The organism is Dysgonomonas sp. HDW5A (genome assembly GCF_011299555.1).
Classification (GTDB): Bacteria; Bacteroidota; Bacteroidia; order Bacteroidales; family Dysgonomonadaceae; genus Dysgonomonas_A.
Genome location: NZ_CP049857.1, coordinates 2006279 through 2029423, shown reverse-complemented (window position 1 = coordinate 2029423; position 23145 = coordinate 2006279). Strand labels below are relative to the sequence as shown.

At 37.5% G+C, this 23145-nt stretch carries 12 protein-coding genes; 4 read left to right on the top strand and 8 right to left on the bottom strand.

All coding sequences use genetic code 11. The annotated features are described in order from the left end of the window. Positions 1 to 121 precede the first annotated feature (121 nt). Positions 122 to 466, bottom strand: coding sequence for an MGMT family protein (locus G7050_RS08425; protein WP_166113892.1), 345 nt, complete (start codon positions 464 to 466; stop codon positions 122 to 124). 368 nt (positions 467 to 834) lie between these two features. On the opposite strand from G7050_RS08425, the gene G7050_RS08420 reads away from it, so the two are divergent. The 3 genes from G7050_RS08420 to G7050_RS08410 are packed head-to-tail and all read left to right on the top strand — an operon-like array spanning position 835 to position 6572. Further along, on the top strand, positions 835 to 4023 hold the full coding sequence (locus G7050_RS08420; protein ID WP_166113889.1) for a TonB-dependent receptor: 3189 nt from the start codon (positions 835 to 837) through the stop codon (positions 4021 to 4023). Positions 4024 to 4029: 6 nt separating this feature from the next. Continuing rightward, a complete protein-coding gene (locus G7050_RS08415) occupies positions 4030 to 5880 on the top strand; it encodes a RagB/SusD family nutrient uptake outer membrane protein (RefSeq protein ID WP_166113886.1) in 1851 nt (616 codons plus the stop codon). A gap of 17 nt (positions 5881 to 5897) precedes the next feature. After that, complete coding sequence (locus tag G7050_RS08410; protein ID WP_166113883.1) at positions 5898 to 6572, top strand: DUF3823 domain-containing protein; 675 nt, start codon at positions 5898 to 5900, stop codon at positions 6570 to 6572. Between the two features lie 112 nt (positions 6573 to 6684). On the opposite strand, the gene G7050_RS08405 is transcribed toward G7050_RS08410, so the two are convergent. The 4 genes from G7050_RS08405 to G7050_RS08390 form a co-directional block, all read right to left on the bottom strand. After that, the gene (locus G7050_RS08405; RefSeq protein WP_166113879.1) at positions 6685 to 7887 is read right to left on the bottom strand and encodes a DUF418 domain-containing protein; all 1203 of its coding nucleotides are present in this window, start codon (positions 7885 to 7887) and stop codon (positions 6685 to 6687) included. A 120-nt stretch (positions 7888 to 8007) separates the two neighbouring features. After that, a complete protein-coding gene (locus G7050_RS08400) occupies positions 8008 to 9009 on the bottom strand; it encodes a glycoside hydrolase family 43 protein (RefSeq protein ID WP_370521955.1) in 1002 nt (333 codons plus the stop codon). Between the two features lie 36 nt (positions 9010 to 9045). Beyond that, positions 9046 to 11091: a beta-L-arabinofuranosidase domain-containing protein gene (locus G7050_RS08395; protein ID WP_166113873.1), complete on the bottom strand. Its 2046-nt coding sequence runs from the start codon at positions 11089 to 11091 to the stop codon at positions 9046 to 9048. 104 nt (positions 11092 to 11195) lie between these two features. Next, positions 11196 to 13004, bottom strand: coding sequence for a glycoside hydrolase family 2 protein (locus G7050_RS08390; RefSeq protein ID WP_166113870.1), 1809 nt, complete (start codon positions 13002 to 13004; stop codon positions 11196 to 11198). Positions 13005 to 13665: 661 nt separating this feature from the next. On the opposite strand from G7050_RS08390, the gene G7050_RS08385 reads away from it, so the two are divergent. Beyond that, positions 13666 to 17709, top strand: a complete 4044-nt coding sequence (locus G7050_RS08385) for a two-component regulator propeller domain-containing protein (RefSeq protein WP_166113867.1) — start codon at positions 13666 to 13668, stop codon at positions 17707 to 17709. Between the two features lie 136 nt (positions 17710 to 17845). Here G7050_RS08385 and G7050_RS08380 read toward each other — a convergent pair whose 3' ends face one another. From G7050_RS08380 to G7050_RS08370, 3 genes are all read right to left on the bottom strand, one after another. Further along, positions 17846 to 19762: a family 43 glycosylhydrolase gene (locus tag G7050_RS08380; RefSeq protein ID WP_166117676.1), complete on the bottom strand. Its 1917-nt coding sequence runs from the start codon at positions 19760 to 19762 to the stop codon at positions 17846 to 17848. Between the two features lie 3 nt (positions 19763 to 19765). Further along, positions 19766 to 21373, bottom strand: a complete 1608-nt coding sequence (locus G7050_RS08375) for a glycoside hydrolase (RefSeq protein ID WP_166113864.1) — start codon at positions 21371 to 21373, stop codon at positions 19766 to 19768. 188 nt (positions 21374 to 21561) lie between these two features. Further along, the gene (locus tag G7050_RS08370) at positions 21562 to 23139 is read right to left on the bottom strand and encodes a RagB/SusD family nutrient uptake outer membrane protein (RefSeq protein ID WP_166113861.1); all 1578 of its coding nucleotides are present in this window, start codon (positions 23137 to 23139) and stop codon (positions 21562 to 21564) included. Between the last annotated feature and the right edge of the window lie 6 nt (positions 23140 to 23145).

Below are 23145 nucleotides of genomic sequence, written 5' to 3'. Positions count from 1 at the left end.
CAACACCAGATACTTATTAGTAGTAAACATAAAAGATTATATAAAGTGCTACAAAGATATGATGTTATTTTGAATAGCAAATGTAAGTGTGGTAAAATATGTTAATGCAGAATCGGATGTATTAAATATTTATCTCGTCAAGAGGATTCCAAAACACTGTTTTCCAGTTTTTAATTTTATTATTCGAAACGATAACCCCTTCCGCTTCTAATAACTCCTGCATTTCGGACGAATCACCAAAAGCATCTTTCCCCGATAGTATTCCCTGACTGTTCACAACCCTATGAGCAGGGATATTTGTTATCGACGAATTACATTCACTCATGACTCGTCCTACCAATCTCGACATATTATAATATCCTACAGCTTTGGCTATAGCTCCGTAGCTGGTTGCACGTCCATGAGGTATAGTTCTCACAATATCATATACTGCCTGAGTAAAAGCTTCTTTATCTATTTTGGACATAGTTATTTATTACAATTATGAGTCCCGATATTTTATCAAAAATACAAAATCTACATTGAATACTATTCTTTCGCACTTCTTTCTTACAGAGATTTAAGTACAAATTTAAAATGTACGATAAAGTGACAAAAAAGTATGTTTAATCTCCTCTGCAAAGGGCTGTACTAATCTGGCTTAAATTCGTATGTAGGCAAATATCGATTCCTCCTACATTGCAGACTTTATACCCAATCTAATACTATTGTTGAGTTTAAATAATACCTAAAACAACACCTTATTACAAAATACGATTTGTTGATACATGCCTTTTCTGAATACCAAGTTGACCTAAAATAAAACTTTACTTTAATTCTTTAACTTAATAAACTATGAATAAAAAACCTTTATTTAATTGGAGGAATAGGGAATGGAAGATGCGGCTATGCTTAGTAGCTCTTTCAATACTCCCTCCGATATCGGGCAATGTAATTGCCTCTGCCGAAAATCAAAATACCATATTTAATGCAAATGAAATTCAGCAACAAAAAAAAGCTATAACGGGATTAGTTGTCGATAATCTGGGTGCTCCGATTATTGGAGCTTCTGTTAAAGAGAAAGGTACCTCGAATGGAACTATTACCGATATTGATGGTAATTTTTCTCTGAATGTCGACGCTAAGTCTGTACTGGAGGTATCCTACTTAGGTTTTTTAACCCAAACAATTAGTGTTGGAGGCAATGACAGGATAAGAGTTGAGATGAAGGAAGATTCTCAGGCTCTTAACGAAGTTGTAGTTACCGGATTCGGTCTATCGCAGAAAAAAGTTACTTTGACCGGTGCTATTTCTACTCTCGGAGCTTCGGATATTTCACGTTCATTTGCAACAACAGCTTCGGGTTCGTTAGTCGGTAAAATCGCAGGGGTCAATTCAAGGCAAACCGACGGACGTCCGGGGGCATCTACTGATATTAGTATCCGTAATATGGGAAGTCCCTTATATGTAATTGATGGGATTCAATCAGATGGAGGACAATTTAACAATATTGATTTCAACGATATTGAGACCGTTACCGTATTGAAAGATGCGTCGGCATCTATATACGGGGTTCGTGCAGCTAATGGAGTTGTAGTTGTTACTACTAAAAAGGGAAAAAGGAATACGAAGAATGTAGTTTCGCTGAACGCTTATTACGGCTGGCAGGACAATTTCAAATTTACCGAGCAATCTAACTCCAAAACATATGTAAGCAGCTATGTTCAGGCTGAAACCTTGCGTGGAGGTCAGCGTACATATAATGAAGAAGAGTATAAGAAATGGATGGATGGAACTGAAACCGGATATCAGGGTTTTGACTGGTATGATTATATCTGGACATCTGCTCCACAATATTATACAAACTTAAATGTATCGGGAGGATCGGATAAGTCCAATTATTATATCTCTGTCGGGCATCTCAATCAAGACGCTACTGTTCAGAATTATGGCGGATTTAAACGTACCAATGCCCAAATGAATATCGACACACAGATTAACGAACGGTTAAAAGTGGGAGCCGGTATGAATGGACGGATTGAAACCCGGAAAAATCCGGGAGCACCCGGAGGTGATGATTATTGGTTGCCTCGTTTTGCTGTATTTCGAAACCTTCCTACAAAAAGACCTTATGCCAATGATAATCCGCTTTATCCACAAAAAGTAAGCGATGATCCCCAAACAAACTTTGCGGTGATGAATTATGCATTGTCAGGATATAATAAAGATGAATGGCGTGTAATACAGCTTCAGGCAAATGCAGAGTATGACCTGTTGAACGGGTTCAAGGTAAAAGCACTGGGCAGCTATTACTATGCCAATAGAGTAAACGATATTCAGGAATATCCATATAAGCTGTATCGTTACGATGAGGCTACGGATACTTATCCTGTTGATTATGCAATGAGCGATCCGTACCGTGAGCGTGTAAACGCATATGTGGAAGAAATCAGTACCAATATTCAGGTTGCTTATGACGGTAAATTTGGAGGACATTCTTTGAATGCTGTTGCCGGTATGGAAACCATTCAACGCCGCGACCCAAGCTCTACCATTTATAGCAGGCCGGTAGCCGATAATATGCATTTAATCAATTTCAAGGAGATTAAATCGTTTAATGATAACGGAGCCAATACACAAGCACGTTTAGGCTGGATAGGGCGTATCAATTATAACTATGTAGACAAATACTTACTCGAGTTATCAGGACGCTATGATGGATCGTGGAAGTTTCCACCAAACGATCGCTGGGGATTTTTTCCTTCTGCATCTATCGGATGGAGAATATCTGAAGAAAAGTTCTGGCAGGAGAGTAAAATCACTAACATAATAAGTGACCTTAAATTTAGAGGCTCTTATGGTCTTGTTGGAGATGATAATGTAAACGGTTACGGTGCCTTTGATTATATGACAGGATACGACTATAATCAGGGAGGATCGGTTATAGACGGAGGGTATGTAGTAGGTACAAAACCTCGGGGTCTGCCGGTTACTACTCTATCGTGGATAAAAGCAAAGATTCTGAATGTCGGTTTCGATATTTCGTTCCTGAATAATCGTCTTACAGGTCAATTCGATTATTTCAACCGTAAGCGTACAGGACTGCCCGCTGCCCGTTATGATGTACTTCTTCCCTCCGAATTGGGCTTTGACCTGCCCAGAGAGAATCTTAACTCCGATGCAAACAGAGGTGTAGACTTTATGGTTCGCTGGACAGATAAGGTAGATGAATTCAATTACAGTATTGCTGTAAATGCAACCTATGCCCGTTTCTACGATTGGGAACAATACGATACCCGCAAAAGTAATTCTTGGGATGTATACCGTAACAGTATCTACCAACGATATGGTTATGTAAACTGGGGACTCGAAGCTATCGGACAATTTCAAAGCTGGGAGGAAATCGCAAACTATACGATTGATAATGACCGCAAGGGTAATTCAACCCTTATGCCCGGAGATATCAAATACAAAGATGTAAACGGAGATGGTGTAATCAATGGGATGGACGAACGCCCTATCGGTTATCGTCAGGATGGAACTCCTATTTTTAACTTCGGTTTCAATTTTGTTTTTGAATGGAAAGGCTTCGATTTAGGTTTCGACTTTACCGGATCGACTTTAAATACTTACTGGCAGCGTTGGGAACAACAGATTCCTTTTCAGAATAATGGCAATACACCCTCCGAAATTTTGAAAAACAGTTGGCGTCTTGCTGATATATGGGATCCAAACAGCGATATAATTTCGGGTAAATATCCATTAGTAAGACTTAATATGGGTGATCACAGCAACTACTGGAACAGTACCTATTGGAAAAGCAATGTAAGATATATTAAACTTCGGAATCTCGAATTTGGATATAATCTGCCTAAAAAGGTACTGACTAAGGTCAACATAACAGGCTTGAGAGTCTATATCGGCGGTAATAATCTGTTCGCTTTAAGTAATGTAATGGGTGTTGATCCTGAACAAAAAGACGACAATGGCTTGGGTTATCCTACAATGCGTATGGTTAATATTGGCTTAAACCTTAAATTTTAATTAACAATGAAAAAAAGATATTATCTGGCAGCAGCTCTGGCTATTGTATTATCAATGGGGAGTTGCAGTGACTTTCTGGATCAGACTCCGGACAGAATATTGACAGAAGATCAGGTGTATAGCGATCCGAATCTGATTAAATCGGTCTTAGCGAATTTCTATGAACGTGTTAGTTTCGGACAGCATGTTCAGGGCGATTTATATGATTTCACCAGACTTGATGATGCTATGCGTTATGATTTTGACAATGTAAATCAATTTGACCGTAATAGGTGGAGAGTTTATGATTATGGTTTGATACGCAACATCAACCAGTTTATCCAAGGGTTAACTAAGAGCACGGCTCTTACCGAAGAAGAGAAAGCTCCTTTGTTTGGCGAAGCACGCTTGATACGTGCATGGATTTATTTTAATACCTGTCGGGGATTAGGGGGAATGCCTATTGTTGGAGATGAAGTGTTCACCTATACTCCGGGAATGGACATCACTCCTTTGCAGATACCTCGGGCTACAGAAGCAGCGATGTACGATTATGTTATAAGCGAATGCAATGAAATTTCGAAAATGATGTTATCCACTAAAACGACCAACTCGGCAAGGGCTAATAGATGGACCGCAAAAATGCTGGAAGCTCGTGCAGCATTATATGCGGCTTCAATTGCCAGATACAACAACCGCATGGTAGCTCCTGTCGAAACTCCGGGAAAAGAAGTGGGTATAGATGCAGCAAAAGCCGAGGGATATTATAAAGTAGCATTAGCGGCTGCAAAAGAGGTTATCGAAAACAGTCCCTATTCGTTACAGGACAGAAGACCCGAAGATAAAGCGAGAAACTTCTACGAAGCAGTTACAGTGAAAGATAATAATACAGAAGTGATCTGGGCTCGCGATTATATTTATCCGGGACAAACTCATGCCTTTACAAAAGATAATCTGCCTACAAGTTTCGCTGAAGATGCGCAAAGCAGTTATTTATCAGTACTCTTGAATCTGGTGGAAGAATATGAACCTATTGATACACCAACTCCGGGGCAGGGTAGCAAATTCAAAACAGGTGATCTTGCTGCAGGAACTCCGATATTCTATGAAACACCAGATCAGCTATTCAAAGAAAGAGACCCTCGTTTAGGAGGCACTGTGCTATATCCGGGATCATTATTCAGAGGCTTGGAAGTCGTGCTTCAAGTCGGACAATTAAATCAGGAAAATGGAAAATGGGTTAAAAAAGAAGGAAATGCAGGAGATAAGGATGACAAAGGAAATCTGATAACTTCACCTAATGGCCCTGTAAACAATTCGACATTGCGATTAGTAAATAAAACAGGCTTCTCCGTTCGTAAATTCTTAGATGAGGCCAAAGGTTCGGGTACAGTAGGTCGCGGGTCAGAAATCTGGGGAGTGCGTTTCCGTATGGCAGAAGCATATATGATTGCTGCCGAAGCCTCTTATGAGCTTTATGGAGGCGGAGATGCCAATACCGTTAAATATATCAATGCAGTGCGTAATCGTGCAGGAGTACAGCCATTAGCAACCGTTACGTTCGAAAATATTATACATGAAAGGCGTGTTGAGTTTGCTTTTGAAGATCAGCGTTACTGGGATATGAAACGCTGGCGTCTGGCCGATAAGACATGGAATGGTAATCAAGCCAGCCGAACTGCCAACCGATTGGGTTTATGGCCGTATCGAGTTGTTGCCGAAGGTAATCCCAATAATGGTAAATGGGTATTTGTTGAAAAAGACATGAATTTCATTTATCCCAATGCCTTGAATTTCGAACTGAGACATTATTATAATGAACTGGATAACGGATGGTTAAATAATAATCCGAAACTAGTGAAAAACCCTTATCAATAATTATGAAGTATATAAATATGAAAAAAAGAATATGTTATTTCTCTATAATCTCATTGCTGATACTATTTAGCGGCTGTGGAAAAGATAATTACGATGAACCCGAATCTACTTTAACAGGAAGAATTACATACAATGGTGAAGCCATAAATGTAAGGGGTACGGATGAACGTGTTCGCCTGCAATTGTATCAGGACGGATATGATAAACATGACCCAATCGAGGTATTTGTGGGACAAGAAGGTACATTCTCGGCAAAGCTTTTCAACGGACAATATAAGATGGTAACACGAAACAATAACGGTCCTTGGGTAAATACCCGTGATACAACATTAATTACGGTAAGCGGATCAACTACAATAGAGTTTAAAGTTACTCCCTATTTTACAATTTCAAATGCCGAGATTTCATTATCGGGTAATACGATGAATGCCTCATTGACAATAAATCGTATTGTGGCAACTGCCGAAATAGACAGAGTTATACTTCTGCTAAACTCTACGACTTTTGTTGACGATGGTTTTAATGTTTTACGTAAAGATTTTACCGGAGATGATGTAAAAACGGGACAGGTAAACTATACTGCCGAACTGAATGAAAAAGCTCTTAAGGCGAAATTCCTTTTTGGGCGTATTTGTGTATGGACAAAAGGTGCAGACCAAGGAATATATTCTCAAGTGGTTAAACTGAAATAAAATATATGGTCTTAGGTTTTTCTATAGGTTTTATTAGATGATTGTTTTAATTACGATAAAGGCTGCTCAAATGAGCAGCCTTTATTACATACATATGGAGTGAAACAAGCGTTTATTTACGAAGAAAAGGAACGCCTTTAAACCAGGTTATTGTTCTCCAAAGCCACTCTACAGGTCCGTAATAGTATTTTTTCATCCACCAATTACTATAACTCACTTGAATAATGTAGATAGCCATACCTAGTAAGAAGCATTGTAAGAAGCTTAGTTTTGTTGCTAAATTGGCACCAAATCCATAAAATAATATTACCCCGACGAAACTCTGCACCATGTAGTTGGTAACACTCATACGCCCTACAGGAGCTATCAGATCTAAGATACTACGAGTTTTAGTTTTATAATATAAAAGTGTCAAGATACATATATACATCACCATCATATTCAAATTCGCATATGCCTTGAATAATGTAGTACCTACATTGAGAGTAAATCCATCAACATAATGTGGAAGAAATAATATTATACTGTAAAAAATAACGAATCCTACAATAGCATAAGGCAGAACCTTACTGCTGTATTTGATCATCTTCTCCTCGCTCTTATGTATACCCAAACGACCGATAAGCATTCCGGCAATAAACAATCCCAATAATTGAGGATAACGGGCATAAACTAATACCCATAACATTTTAGCGGATAATCCCTTCCAAACATTAAATGCTAATACATCCGAAAATGATCCATTGGCAAAAACATCTACAGCCTCAGCATATAAATCATCCATATATTTAACCAGACTGGTCGGTTCGTTGGGTGCATTGCCGCTCAATAACGAAAAGAAATTGATTATGTCGGGAATCTGTAACAGAAGTAATATAAGAAGTACTACCAGCCATTTGGTCGTAACCTTATAAAGAGGGATAATAAAGACGCCTACAACAGCATATACGAAGAAAAATTCGCCCATATATATAAGTCCATTGAGGTATCCTAAAACTAGCAAAATAGTCAACCGCCAAAGAAAGCGAAGCCTGAAATCGACTCCTTTATCAGCCTGAGAATCCATCTGCATAAAAAAGCTCAATCCAAAAAGCAACGAAAATATGGCATAAGATTTTCCCGCAAACAAAAAAGTAATAGTTCCCAATACTATATTATCCACCGATTGCCAGAAAGGTGAACTAAGAGTAGGAGGATACGCGAGATCGAAATGCTCCATGCAATGAAATAATAAGATACCCAATAATGCAAATCCCCGAAGTGCATCAATCGAATTGATCCGTTTCTTAGGTATAATAGTCTGAGTCTGCTCCATTCTTTTAGTTTAATAGTGTTTTATTTAGTAAGATTAATGAATAAAATTTATTGCTGTATTTTATGATTATAACAGTCTTAAGTTATAATACTTACCAATGAAATAAAAAGGTATGAAGCCTTATTTTATTTTTCTGGCTTTTACACCTTCAAAAGTTATCTTCACGGGATTAATAAATCCATCTTTGTCAAATGTCATTTTATCAATACAAGTCACACGATGATCGCGTGCCTTATCGCCTAGCGGACGACGGTGATAAACGATATAATAGTCTTCCGAATTAGGTACATGCATAATGGAATGATGTCCTGCACTTGTAGCAACAGTGGCATCTTCCTCCAATATCTTCCCGATACGGTTAAATGGACCGAAAGGCGAATCGGCTATGGCATAAGCCACCGAATAATCGGGTCCTCCCCATCCGCCTTCACTCCACATGAAGTAGTACTTGCCATTCTTTTTAAACATAAAAGGTCCTTCAACGTAGTTCTGAGGAGTTACCTCTTTGTACATTTCACCGTCATCAAATGGAACTAAAGCCGTAAAATCGTCATTCAGTTTAACCATATTACAATGCCCCCATCCGCCATAATACATGTAATAGGTATTGTCGTCATCTTTAAAAACGAATTGGTCGATAGGTTGTGCCCCGTTCACATTTTCATTGATAAGAGGTTTTCCTATTAAATCCTTGTAAGGACCTTCGGGGCGGTCGCTTATTGCAACACCAATTCCGCCGATTTCACCCGGATGCACATCATTGGCTCCGAAGAATAAATAGTACTTATTGTTTTTACTGATAACGGATGGTGCCCACATCGCTATTTTTGCCCATTTTATCGCAGTCGTGTCCAATACGCTCTCATGCTTTGTCCAGTTTACGAGATCCTTGGATGAAAAGCAGTCGAAGAACGTCTGTTTCTCATATAGATCACTCCAAGTCGGATAAATCCAATAAGTACCCCCATAAATTATGCCTTCGGGATCGGCATACCAACCTTCGAATACAGGATTACCGCTCATTGAAGACTTTGCTTTTTTGTTGCTTTGTGCATTCAGATTGTAAGGTGATAGCAGTAAAAAGGCTGCTATTCCCATAAATAATAATTTTCTCATGTATATTTTAGTATAAGGTAAGGTCGGAGACCTTAGTTTCCATTAATTCGCTGTTGGGAAAGCCGAAATACGCAGACGTGCTGCACCCATCGGAACAAGTGTGATGTTCTCTACTTTTGTTTTTGCCACCGGACTTACAGGCACAAAAGAACATAAGCCATATTCATCTATTTTCCAGTCGGGAACAATACAACCTGTTGCCTGAATCTCGATAGGTACCGATTGCAATGTGAATGGAAAATTATCAGCAGGCCAGCTTTTCTTTACAACTTTGAATGATTTATCCAGATTGTTTTGATCGAATACCAAAGCGTAATTCCACGATGAATTGGGATGAATTTCGAAAGAAGGCCATTTAGACGGATCTGCCGTTTTTTGCCATTTCGAATCACCTATTGCACTTTCTATACTGCTTTTTTCGATATATTTCTCGTCTATTTTCAGAGAATAGGTCAGTGGACCATAGTTCACACTTACACTATTTCCATTTTGTGCCCATGTATCGGTTTTCAGTTTCATAGGTAAAGTCAGATTAACAATATCTCCTGTATTCCATACATTATCGATCCGTATATAATTAGAGGTCTCCGGTTTCACATTCACAACTTTGCCATTAATTTTCACCGTAGCATTATCTGCCCACTCAGGAATACGCAAATATAACGGAAACTCTACGTTTTTACCGCTTTTCACTTCGATGTTTATCTGATCATCAAACGGATAATGCGTTTTTTGTACTAATTCTACAGTCTGACCCTTGCTTCCTACTTTCGCTTTTACCGAACTTTCGGCATACAAAGCAGCGAGTAAACCATTATCGGGTGTTGCCATCCATAAATTTTCCGCATAATAAGGCCATCCCTGAGCGTGATTGTGCTGACAACAACGGCTGCTAAAGGGGTTCATCATCAGGAAAGGTCCCGTATTATCTATTCCCGGACTATGGTTTTTATCATCACTCAATACCATATTGGGTGAAGTGATGTAACGAAGCGACTTAAAATCGGGCATCACAGCTGCAGGATAGGTATTGAAGGCTACATTTTCGCAATGATCAGCCCAAAGCGGATCGCCTGTAATTCTTAGTAATATTTCATCGGATGCCATTTGCTCAACCATACCGCAAGTTTCTACTCCCTGACGTGGATCGTGATATCCTTTACGACAGTTTTCATCACCACCAAACATTCCCCCGGGCACTTGTCCGTACCATTTACGAATCAGGAAGTGATCGTCATAAGTAGCTTGCAGATGTGTTTTATCATGTGTTTGAAGATAATAGGTTGCAGGCTCTCTGAATGATTGTGCAATGTTCACATTATGCAAGTTGGGTAGATTATCGGTTTGCATCCAATTGGCTGTATTACGATGAAGTTTTGTCGCCAGATCGAGCAGAAATTTATCACCCGTAATATTGTAAAGCCAATAAACACTATAGATATTGTCGCCACCACGACTATTTTCCCAATAATCTTTAAGAAGCATAGAGTCGGGCAGATTATTCTCCCATTCGAAGTATTTAGTCATAAAAGGTATTACCCTTTGATCGTTTGAATATTCATAATAAGATTGAAGACACCAGAGCATTATCATATTTCCCCAGATATCGGGTCTACCCTCTTTTTCAACCCAAGGACCAAAATAGCCGTCTTCACGTTGACTCGATAAAGCAGCATTGATCCATGTTTTGGTCTCTTCAATCATTTTAGGATCGTTGAGCATATATGCAAGGTTTCCGTAACCTTTGAGCCAGTAAGGAACTTCTTCCCATCCGTATTCGCCTTTTCCACTTTTGTCAAGCCATGCATTATTTTCCTTATTCAGCCATGCACTGATTTCTCCCAACTGACCTGTTAACCCGTCACGTTGAAGTTCGAGGTATCTCTTTACCCATCCTTCGGGTTGAATACTACCTACAGGAAGTTTGATAAAATTACTGGGTAATAAAGGTTGTCTGTTGCTTGTGTAGTATAAATTCTTACTATCGGTTGCGGGGCGTGAAATTACTGTCACCTTGGGTGTTGCTGCCGAACTCACCAAAAAAGATGCACATGCCACAACTAAAAGTTTTAATCGGTATGCCTTCATCTAGTATATTTCTTTGTTTGATTAATAATAGGAATAAGTCTTGAGTAATAAAAACCACCCAAGACTTATACTTTAAATTTATAAAAAAGCTAAGAATGTATAGCCTATTTACCCAGAGAATTACTTATTTCAAGGTTGGCTTGTCTTATCTTTTGCTCATCAACCTTAATTACCTTACGGTCATATGTCATAAGTCCGTTTACTTCACCTTCCACATCAGTCGTTTGTGTATATACTGCTGCCGAAATACCTCTGCCGATTAGTTTCATCAGCATATTATTGTATTTGATATACTCGTCTGTTACTTCTTTTTCGTTTTTAAACTGTGTATATCCCCAATTTTTATCCGATTGCCACATATGACCATTGATAGGAAGTCCGATACCTCCATATTCGCCTAATACCGTTGCACGCTCAGGATCAAACATCATCAATTCGGGCGATGGGTATTTATGGAAGTCAAGAATATCGCCTACTTTATAATGGTTTCCTCCACTTGCAGGATTTACCAAACGAGACGGATCGTAAAATTTAGTCCATTCTACTATTTCTTTTGTCTTGAACTGTCCCCAAGCTTCGTTGAAAGGAACCCAAACCGCAATAGAAGGATAAGGTCTTAGGTAGTCCATAATTTCTCTCCACTCTTTACGGAAATTATTTTCGGATTCAATAGAACGTACTTTTTCTACTCCTTCGAAATATCGGTGCATTTCCCAATGTGGAGAGGCATCTCCGTTGGGCATATCCTGCCAAACCAAAATACCCATTTTGTCGCAATGGGTGTACCAACGTGCAGGCTCTACTTTTACGTGTTTACGTATCATGTTATAACCGAAATCTTTGGTTTTCTGAATATCATATACCAAAGCCTCATCTGTAGGAGCGGTGTAAAGTCCGTCAGGCCACCAACCTTGATCGAGAGGTCCGAAGTGGAAACAATCTTTGTTATTCAATTGAAGGCGTACTATTCCGTTCTGATCTTTTTTGATAGATACTTTACGCATAGCAGCATAGCTTTTTACTTTATCTGCTGCCTTTCCATTATCTAAAAGAACCACTTCCAAATCATAGAGAAATGGAGAATCGGGCGACCAAAGTTTAGCATTGGGAACATTGATATTCAATGATTGTCCTGCTACACCCTTTACGGTTGATATCACTTTGTTGTTATCTTTCAAGGTTACTTGAACTATATCGGAAGGATTTGTCTTTTCGGTATTGACGTTTATTTTCAATGAATTATTGTCAATATCGGCTACGGTATTTACTCCCGAAATATATTTGTTGCTTACAGGCTCAATCCATACGGTTTGCCATATACCCGAAACGCCTGTGTACCAAATACCTTCGGGGCGTGTTACTTGTTTTCCTCTGGGTTGATAGCCATCGCTTGTCGGATCCCATACTTTTACTACCAGCTTTTGATTTCCTGAGGTTAAGTAAGGAGTGATATCGAAACTGAAAGGCGTAAAGCCTCCTGTATGTGTGCCTATTTTGATGTCGTTGATATACACATCAGTTTTCCAGTCTACTGCACCAAAATGAAGTAAAATAGTTTTGTTTTTCCAGTCCGAAGCGATATTAAAGGTTCTTTTATACCATAATTCTTTGTCTTTGCCCAAGTCTTTTTGTACTCCAGAAAGGCTCGATTCCACGGCAAATGGAACCAGTATATTGCCGTCAAATTTTTGAGGCTCATTTTGTCCTACGGGTTGAATCGAATATTCCCAAAGACCATTCAGATTTACCCAATCCGGACGCTCCATAATAGGACGGGGATATTCGGGCAATACATTATTGGGGTCGATGGTTTCAGCCCATTTAGTCTTAATCCTATCTCCGGCAGGTTTCCATTGAGCAAACAAGGATGTTCCGGAGAGAACGAATGTTAACAATAAAAGATTCAATTTCATACTCTGTGTTTTTAATGATTCTATATTTTATATTCTATTATGTATTAAGGTAAAGTCTGAACGCGACTTCATGCGTCTGCCTAATTCGGAAAATTAAGAATGATTTTGCTTGTCAGATTTGGTTATTAAACCGGATTCAGAAAGAGGTTAATAAGTTGCTGTCAGTATTTAAGTAAAGAATAAAATCTATTGGTATATTTTATAGTTGTGACCATTTATATTTGTTATACCAGCAAAACAATAACAAGATCTGTGCCCTTAATTTGATTCTCAACAAATACAAAACTATTAAAAAATAACATCCTCAGTATACGTATTTATGACGATCGTGTATTTTTCGAAAAAATGTCATCAGACCGTACTTATTTGGCGAAATACTAGACTTTATATTTATCGTATATACATATCTTTCAGCCCCCATTCCACTTAATAATAGCTGTCTAAAATGAGTTTGTCTTGATCTTGATTTAAGATAAAACACATCAAATAGATAAGGGCATAGTAACAATGATGAACCTGTTGATTGGTACTACTTTGGTTAACCTCACACTTAAGCTTGTTCGAATTTATCTCACAAGATAAATGAAGTTTTTTTACTAAATACAATACTCATGCATAAAGAGTATTGTAACCTTTACAAAAACATATTGTATATACCATAATGAAAACTACTCGATTCTACTATTCTTTACTACTCTTATTATTTTTTACATCATCTTATAATATCGTATATGCCTATAGTATACGGCAATTTTCGAGCAAGAACGGACTCTCAAACAGTGCTATTCTGTCGATGTGCCAAGATAAGAACGGCTATATGTGGTTTGGCTCTTGCGATGGGTTGAATATGTTTGATGGAATAAATTTTCAGATATATAAACCAACAAATAGTCTTAATAATCTGTCCGGAAATTTGATTGAGTCGGTATTAGACGCCGAAGATGATATTCTGTGGATACAGACAAATTACGGATTAGACCGATTCAACAGTCGAAAACGTACCGTCAAAACATTCTCGGATTTTAAAGGACATAATAAGCTGATCAAGAGTATTCACAATGATATTTATGTTGTAAAAGAGGATAATTACATCCATTATTACGATCCCGGCGAAGAAACGTTTAAACGGATTTTCGTTTATAATCTTGTTTTTGATAATATTCTGGAAATGGCTATTGATGACCTGAATGTGCTTTGGATATTTTTGTCTGATGGCAACCATCGTACTTTCGATCTAACCCGAAATAAGCAAGTGATACGCCTCAGTCCAAAAAAATATTTAGATCATGACAAACCCATTTTATGGTGCTTCTACGAAGAAAATAAGTTCTATTTTGTAGATAAGGTGCATGACTTATATGAATTTAGCACATTAGATAAGCGGAAAACTTATATCTATAATATCGATAAAGAAGTAACCAAATATGGTGAAATATCATCTATTATTAAGCAGAAGAATAATTTCTTCATCGGTTTTAAAAGTAGTGGTCTAATCAGATTAGAAGAAATTCCTGAAAATAAGAATCGTTTTTCGGTTTATGAGATCGAAATTAAATCGGGCATCTTCTCCTTAAGGAAAGATAGATACCAAGACATTGTTTGGGTTGCAACAGACGGTCAGGGCGTGTATATGTATTTTATGAATTCATATTCTATAAAATCGACCTTGTTCAGAGATTTTCATACACAAATAAATAATCCGGTGCGGGCACTTTTCTTAGATAAGACTCAGACATTATGGATAGGAACTAAAGGAGATGGAATTGTGAAAATTCACGATTATAATGAAACAACCAATAAAGGCTGTAGCACAGAGCATTTGCTGACGGGCAATAGCCAGCTTAACGATAATTCGGTCTATGTTATTACCCCAAGTAAAAAGGATATTTTATGGATTGGTACTGAAAAAGGCTTAAACTATTATTCTTACAAGAGTGGCGAAATAAAACGTATTCCTATTAATCAGAATAACAATGATCCCATAAGATATGTACATTCTATCTGTGAAGCTAATGACTCTATCCTGTGGATTGCTACAGTAGGCGAAGGTATTATAAAGGCTCGAATCAGTGGAACAGCAGATAACCCTGAGCTTACTATTTTAAAGCATTTTATTTTTGATAAAGGAAAACAGTCTTCAAATTATTTCTTTACTATACATAAAGAGAATGATTCTACCCTGTGGTTTGGTAATAGAGGGTATGGAGCCTATAAATTAAATACATTAACTGAAGAGTTGGATATTTTGACCTTGAATGAAGAAGGCGATAGCCAAACTTTGAATGATGTCTTTTCAATATATCAGAATAAAGACGGTTATTGGATCGGAACCAGCTATGGACTGGTTAAAATGAATAGCAATGGTAAACAGGTATTTAATGAATTAACCGGCTTTCCGAATAATACTATACATGGTATTTTGGATGACAAATACGGTAACCTTTGGCTCAGTACAAATCAGGGAATAGTCAAGTTCAATACAACTAACAATACTTTTCAGACTTATAAACAACAGAATGAGCTCGAAGTTACTGAATTTAGTGATGGAGCATCTTTTAAGAATGAAAAGACAGGAGTAATGTTTTTCGGAGGTGTCAACGGATTTATCAGTATACGTAAGAATGAATTTTCTGATTCATTATATACTCCTCCTATACAGTTTAACAGGTTGTCGATCTTTGGCAAAGAATATAATATCAACGATTTTCTGGTACAGAAGAACGCACAAGATATTCTGACACTAGATAATAGTCAGAACTTTTTTTCTATTTCGTTTACTGCTGTTGATTATATTAATGGTAACGATTATACTTATTTATACCGGCTGAGTGAATTAAGTAACAACTGGATTGAGAATGGGACTTCCAACAGTGCAGCTTTTACGAATATTTCTCCGGGAAACTATTCCTTGCAAATCAAATATAGAAATAATATAACAGGTAATGAGAGTGATGTATATTCTCTTAATATTCGCATTTTACCTCCTTGGTATCAGACTTATCTGGCATACTTTCTTTATTCTCTTCTGTTTATTCTTCTTGTATATATAACAATTCGATTTATATTGAAATGGTATAGAATGAACCAAAATAATATAGTGGAGAAGATGAACCAAAAACAAAGGGAAGAGATCTACGAATCAAAACTTCGTTTCTTTACAAATATTACACATGAGTTTTGTACTCCTCTGACATTGATATATGGACCTTGCAATAAAATACTGACTTATAGAAATTCCGATAGTTATATAAATAAGTATGCCGGCCTGATACAACAAAATGCTGAAAAATTGAATTCGTTAATATTGGAACTGATTGAGTTCAGGCGTCTTGAAACAGGTAATAAAGTGCTTGACATCTGTCGATTTTCAGTATCGGAATTTACACGTATTATAGCTGAATCTTTCTCAGAATTGGCAGATGCAAAAGGTTTTATTTATGAAATAAATATAAAGGATAACTGTATTTGGAATTCCGATAAAAATAGTCTGAATAAGATAATAACCAATTTAATCTCTAATGCCTTTAAATATACATCTGACAATGGGAAAATAACAGTTGAACTGTTTATTGAAGATGAGAGATTGAATCTTGTAATTTCTAATACCGGTAAGGGAATTAAGGAAGAGGATATTCAAAAAATATTCGACCGATATACAATTCTTGATAATTTTGAGATTCAGAATCAAAAAGGGGTTTCTCCTCGTAATGGATTAGGATTAGCAATCTGCCATAATTTGGTAAAGCTTCTAAAAGGCGATATTCAGGTAACTAGCGTTCTCAATAGTTTAACGGTATTCAGAGTTGTACTACCTATACTGGAAATTGATATTTCGGTTAATGAATCCACTCGTCCCCAAGATATTTACCCAACTAATCCGGAGGTATCCTCATTAGAGTTTAATAATATATTACCGGAATATGATAAATCGAAGCAAACGATTATGATTATAGATGATGACCCTTCGATGTTGTGGTTTGTTACAGACATATTTATAGAGCAATATAATGTTATACCAATTAACAATCCCGGTGACGTCTTCGAGCATCTGAAACGGGGAGCAGTTGATCTGATTATTACAGATGTAATGATGCCTGATATAGATGGTATTTCATTAACAAAATCGATTAAAGCAGATAAACACCTAAATCAAATCCCCCTTGTTTTACTTTCTGCAAAAAGAGATATCAAAGAACAGGTGAGGGGAATCGATTCTGGAGCCGAAGTATACATAACCAAACCGTTTGATGTTGAGTATCTGGAGAAAATAGTAAGCCGCTTGCTCCAACGTAAGGAAGATCTGAAAGAGTATTATGGCTCGGTATTGAGTGCTTTTGAATTGAAAAATGGGCGATTAACTCATGTTGAAGACAATGAGTTTTATGAAAAGGTACTTAAAGAGATAGATACAAATATTTCAAATCCGAATTTGTCAGTCGAAATGTTAAGTCAAGCCTTAGGATGTAGTACTCGTCAGTTTTACAGAAAACTTAAGACTATTAACGAAAAGACTCCCAGTGATTTGATAAAAGAATACCGCTTAAAGACTGTTGAGCGATTATTGGTAACAACTAATTTATCTATAGATGAGATATTATATAAAACGGGGTTCGTCAATAGAGGAAATTTTTTCAAGATATTCTCCCAAGAATATGGCATGACTCCCAAAAGCTATAGAGATCAGAAAAAGAGAGAAATGATTTGATAATTCCTGAAATTATTTATTTTTTATTATACCTATTGAGGTAAGCTTTTATACACTTACCTCAATAAGTATAATTGAAATGACATCGGAAATTCTGCTATATATTAACATTGGCTCCAATAGAGTGTTTCTAAAACTACAATGTCGGAACTATGGGCTTTATACTTCCATCCGAATTAAATTCCATTTTATCGATGCAAACTTCCCTGTGATATCCGGCTGCATCTCCCATATTTATACCGTTTGGGCGACTGAAACGATGATAAACAATACGCCATTCATCCTTTCCTGGTATTTGCAAAACCGAGTTATGCCCTGTTCCATAGATTCCTTTCGAAGGGTCTTTAGCCAGAATCAGATTGTTCTCAGGAATAGTAAGAACTCCGGTGGGAGAGCTTGAAGTTGCATACCTCACCCGATAATTTTCACTTCGGGTATCATCTTCCGACCATAAGAAATAATAGATACCGTTTCGATAAAAAACAGTTATAGCTTCCCGAAATGTTTTATCGGGAGTCATCACTTTTATAGTATTCTTTTTTATGGATACCATATCCTCATTCAGTTCCGCAACTGCCATATAGCCATTGCCCCAATACAGATAACTCTTACCTGTTTTAGGATCGGTAAATACTTCGGGGTCTATTTCCTGTCCGTCTTTTACACCTTCGGGTTTAAAATCGATAAGGGCTTTTCCCGAATCTACAAACGGACCTGTAGGATTATCAGCCACAGCCACCCCTATTTTTTGAGCGGCACTAAAATAATAGTAATATTTATACTTACCTTTTACCTTCTTTTCAATAATACAGGGTGCCCATGCATTACGATCTGCCCACGATACATCTTTTTTCAGATCGAGAATTACACCTTCGTCCTTCCAATCTTTGAGATTATCAGACGAGAATGTTTTAAAGTAATAACCACTCCAGCCTGTAAAACCATCACTTGTCGGGTAGATATAATACTTTTTTGTTTTCTCTGAATATAAAATATCAGGGTCGGCATAATACCCTTCGAGTACAGGATTATTTGCAGTTGATGGCATTTCAAAACCTTCAGGAATTCCCCATTTGTCAGTCAAAACCTTCAATTCACGACGAGTGATTGGGATTATCGACCCATGACGCGGATGAAAATTCATCGAGATATCCTGATCAATCACTTTAAATACATCCAGATCTTTACTCTCACAGAATTGGTATTTACCTTTCATATACACATCATACATCAATATGTATGTTTCACTATTGATTAGTTTGAAAACACTTGAACCTTCTACAGCATCTCTTGTTTGTTGCTTGTATCCGGGTTGCTCTATCCATTTGTTGGAAGCAAGCGAATCGGTCATGGCCAATCTGATGCCATTGCCATGTCCCTCGGTTTTATAAAACAGATGAAAAATACCGTTTTTATTGATTATATCGCCATCAATACACGATTTATTATTTTGAGGAGAAAACAAAATACGAGGTTCGCCTTCTAAGTCCGTAAAGTCTTTGTTGGCATAAGCATAATAAATAATGTCTACTCCATCATCGTGCTTCATAGACCAGTACACCATATATTTATTTACAGCCGGATCGTATATCGTTTGCGGTGCCCATACACGCTTCAAGCCTTCCTGACCCGTGTATTTTTGTTGGATATTAATAATACTTGATGTCCAGTTTACCAAATCGGTCGATTTAAGGAGTATCATAGCCCGATTAGACTCCCAGCCTTTAGAGGAAGTCATATCGGTAAGTACCATATAGAAAGTCTTACCGTCTTCGCCACGAAGAATATGCGGATCGCGTACTCCACCTGTCGAACTGATTTGTTTGGAATCTATGACCGGATTGTTATTATTTAAGCTCAGATAGTTGTATCCATCATTACTTATCGCATAACAAACAGCCTCTTCTTCTACGTTGTTTCCTTTAAAATAGGCGAAGAGATATGCTATATAGTCTTTTTCTTCGGGTCCCGATTTATATTCTTGGCTATAGCCTGATGGAGCTAAAAATACCAGAGCCAAAGCCAAGAATACTATTTTTAATTTATTCATTATTATTTATTTCAATTTATAAACGACAGTTACTACAGAATTAGGGTTTATTAAAATAGATGCTTGTGTATCTGAAATTGTATTTTCGGCTAAATCCTGACTCTGATTTGTGGTATATGTCTTAATAGACTCAATCTCTACATTCTTAATACCAGCTTTGGCATCGTATTGCTTGGTTGATAGATTGGTATAAACTGCTACAACTTCTTTCTTATTCGGAGATATATACGCACTTCCGAATAAATCCTTGGAAGTATCAGCCATTCCTAAATCAATACGTTTGTAGTCTGGACGTATAAACAAACTGTAATTTCCCAATACCCAAAGAGTTTTGGTTGCTGCATGTGTTCCACTCTGTTTAAAATCGCCATAATCACCACCCGCAGGGGTCACTTTAATAAGTAAAAATCTGTTTTTATGGCTCCAGCGCTCCGGAGAAAGAGCTGTCCAATATGACCAAGAGGCAACATTGGCATAAGCTAAGTCGCAATGTATCACCTTCGACATGTACAAAGCTATATCCATGTATGATGCATTATCAAAACCAACAAATTCGCTACTGCTATATCCGTCTCCCAACATACTCCATTCTGTTTGGTATACCTTTAAGCCTGCAGCGTCGGCACTCGAAGCTACATTTTTTCTTGTACTTAAGAGGGTTGCCCAATCGCCATCTAACCAATAACTGTGTCCTACGATTACGGGTGCTATATGTTTGAGGTTTCCAATATAATTAGATGATGTACTATTAAATAGATTTGAGATTACATTATTTCGGCCTGCATCGTTGGCACTCTCATAAATATAATTCCATGCAGCAGACTCGGCAACTAATATCTTGGAGGTTAGATTTTTTGATTCTAGCGACTTATCAAGTTCCACAGCAATCTTTTTTATTTCGCTGTTTTGCCAACCCGATCCCTCCTGATTGGGTTCATCCCAATTATACTGAGGTTCATTTACAGGACTGATATAGGTAAAATCGATTGCTTTATTATCTTTAAAATATTTGACGGCTGACGTAATATAGTCTGCGAAATCATCATACGAATCGGCTTTCAGATTCGAGTAAGCGCCCATCTGAGAATAGCCTTTTCCATTTTGAGTCATATATACGGGAGGCGTGTTACTGAACATCACAAACTGTGAGCAGCCATAGCTTTTCGCTTTGTCAATAAAATATTGCTGTCCTGCCTGTTTGCTCCAATCTAAGGTTCCAGTTACCGGATCCATAAAAGATTCGGCTCTTTTTTCAACATCAGCAATTCCGCTGGCTGCTCCCTGTTGTGCAGTACCGCCACCCAAATTGAAACGCCAGCCTGATAACCCGATACCTTCGGGTTGTCCATTTTTTATATTGCTTGAGAATAGGAGCTTTGCAATTTCTTCCTTTTCACTATTCGTCCAATATTCTCCGATATAATTTGCAAACCAGCAGTCGGATGCCGCAAAACTTTCTATCGTTTGATAGGTTTTGCTGATATCTATCACCACATTCTCTGTTCCCTCAGATGGAGTACTTTTATCCGGTGCAATTGTGTATGCCGGATCATCATTGCACGCAAACAATGCGATGGCAACGCACATGCATGACATTAATTTTATCTTTTTCATAATCTTGTTTTGTTACTTTATAAAGAAAACAATAGTGTACCCTCTGAAAACCAAAGAATCGAGGATACACTAAGTTCGCAGAACTATTTATTGCTTTGGTAAGCAAAACAGCGATAGATAGTTATACTTTTTAAATGTTTCATTAAATATTTTCTTGTGCTTATTACCAAAAAAGCAGAGATTTTTAATTAAAAATTGGGATTCTGTTCAATACTACCTCCTGAAAGAAGAACTTCGGTATTTGGAATAGGGAAAAGTAAATCCCTGTCTTCACGGAAAGTAATCCCTTTATTGCTATTTTCTTTTTGGTTGGTAATCTCATACTGATCTGTAGATTCATACAAATTATAACGGACAAAAGTTCCGTTTTCCCCCATAATATTACACAATGCTTTTTTACCATTATCATCATTCCAACGGCGTAGGTCGTATAAACGTTGGTGTTCGAGTGCGAGTTCTAATCTTCTCTCCAATCTGATTGCATCCCGTAGAGTTTTTCCTGAAGATGTAACATCCGATAAACCCACACGGTCACGTACTCTTTTCAATGCCTTACGAGCTTCAGAATCGTTACCATTTTGATTGGCTGCCTCTGCATACATAAGCAAAACGTCTGCATAACGAAGAAGTCTATGATTCAAATTGTTATGGTTTGCATCATAAGGTGTAGGACGTAAGTTATGAGGAATATAGAACTTTCTGTTGATACGTGCCGACTTATGCTTGTCGGGAGTTATCAAATAATTTTTAGCTTCAGGCGTATCGTCTCCGGGAACATCATCACCATTCTTTACAATTGTCCATTTAAGTCGTTCAGTATCTCCGGCATCCATAAAGGCTTTTTCTAAGTTGCTGGTAGGTAATCCCCAAGACCATCCTGTGTCATCACGAGATCCTGTAAATACAGGAAGACGTCCTCCCAGATTGTAACTTATATCGGAACTATATTGTACTTCGAATAGCGATTCGATACTGTTGTTATTCTCAATAGACCATACATCTTTAAAGTTAGTACACAGATCGTATTCATTCGAATCGATCAAGTCTTTAAGCACCTTTTCAGCCTCTGCAAATTTACCTTGATAGAGATATATCTTACCTAAGTAACCCATTGCCGCTCCTTTAGTTGCACGCCCTAAGTTTACCGATGAATATTCGCTTCTCTTTGGTAGATCAGTAATCGCATCCTTTAAGTCCTGCTCTATCTGAGCATAGGTCTCCTCTGTTGATTTACGATTAATTCCCAAAATTTCTTCGGGTAATTTCATCTCAAGTATAACCGGTACTCCACCAAAATTTTTCACTAATTCGAAGTATTGAAATGCACGCAGAAATTTAGCTTCCGCAATCATTCTTTTCCGTAGATTTTCATTTGTGATAGGTGCATTGGGTACTTTAGCGATTACTATATTACACCTTAAAATTCCTTTGTAACGGTATTGCCAATAATTTGAAAGCGGTCCATCTTGTTTTGGATTACCATAATGAGACATTCGTATCCAATCACTTTGCGATTGAGTTGTATTTCCCATCCACATGTCATCTGTCGCCATATCGGTTCCGATGTAGAAAACAGATACCTGCCACCAATCGTCCCAAAAGATCGACTGATAACATCCTGCCACTTGTTTCAAACATTCTTCTTCATTTTGGAAATAGGTATCCAGATTTTCGGTTCCCAATACAGGACGATCTAAAAAATCGGAGCAACTATTTAATAGTAGTATAAATGCACTACCTAGAAATATTTTAAATATCTTTTTCATTTTTCC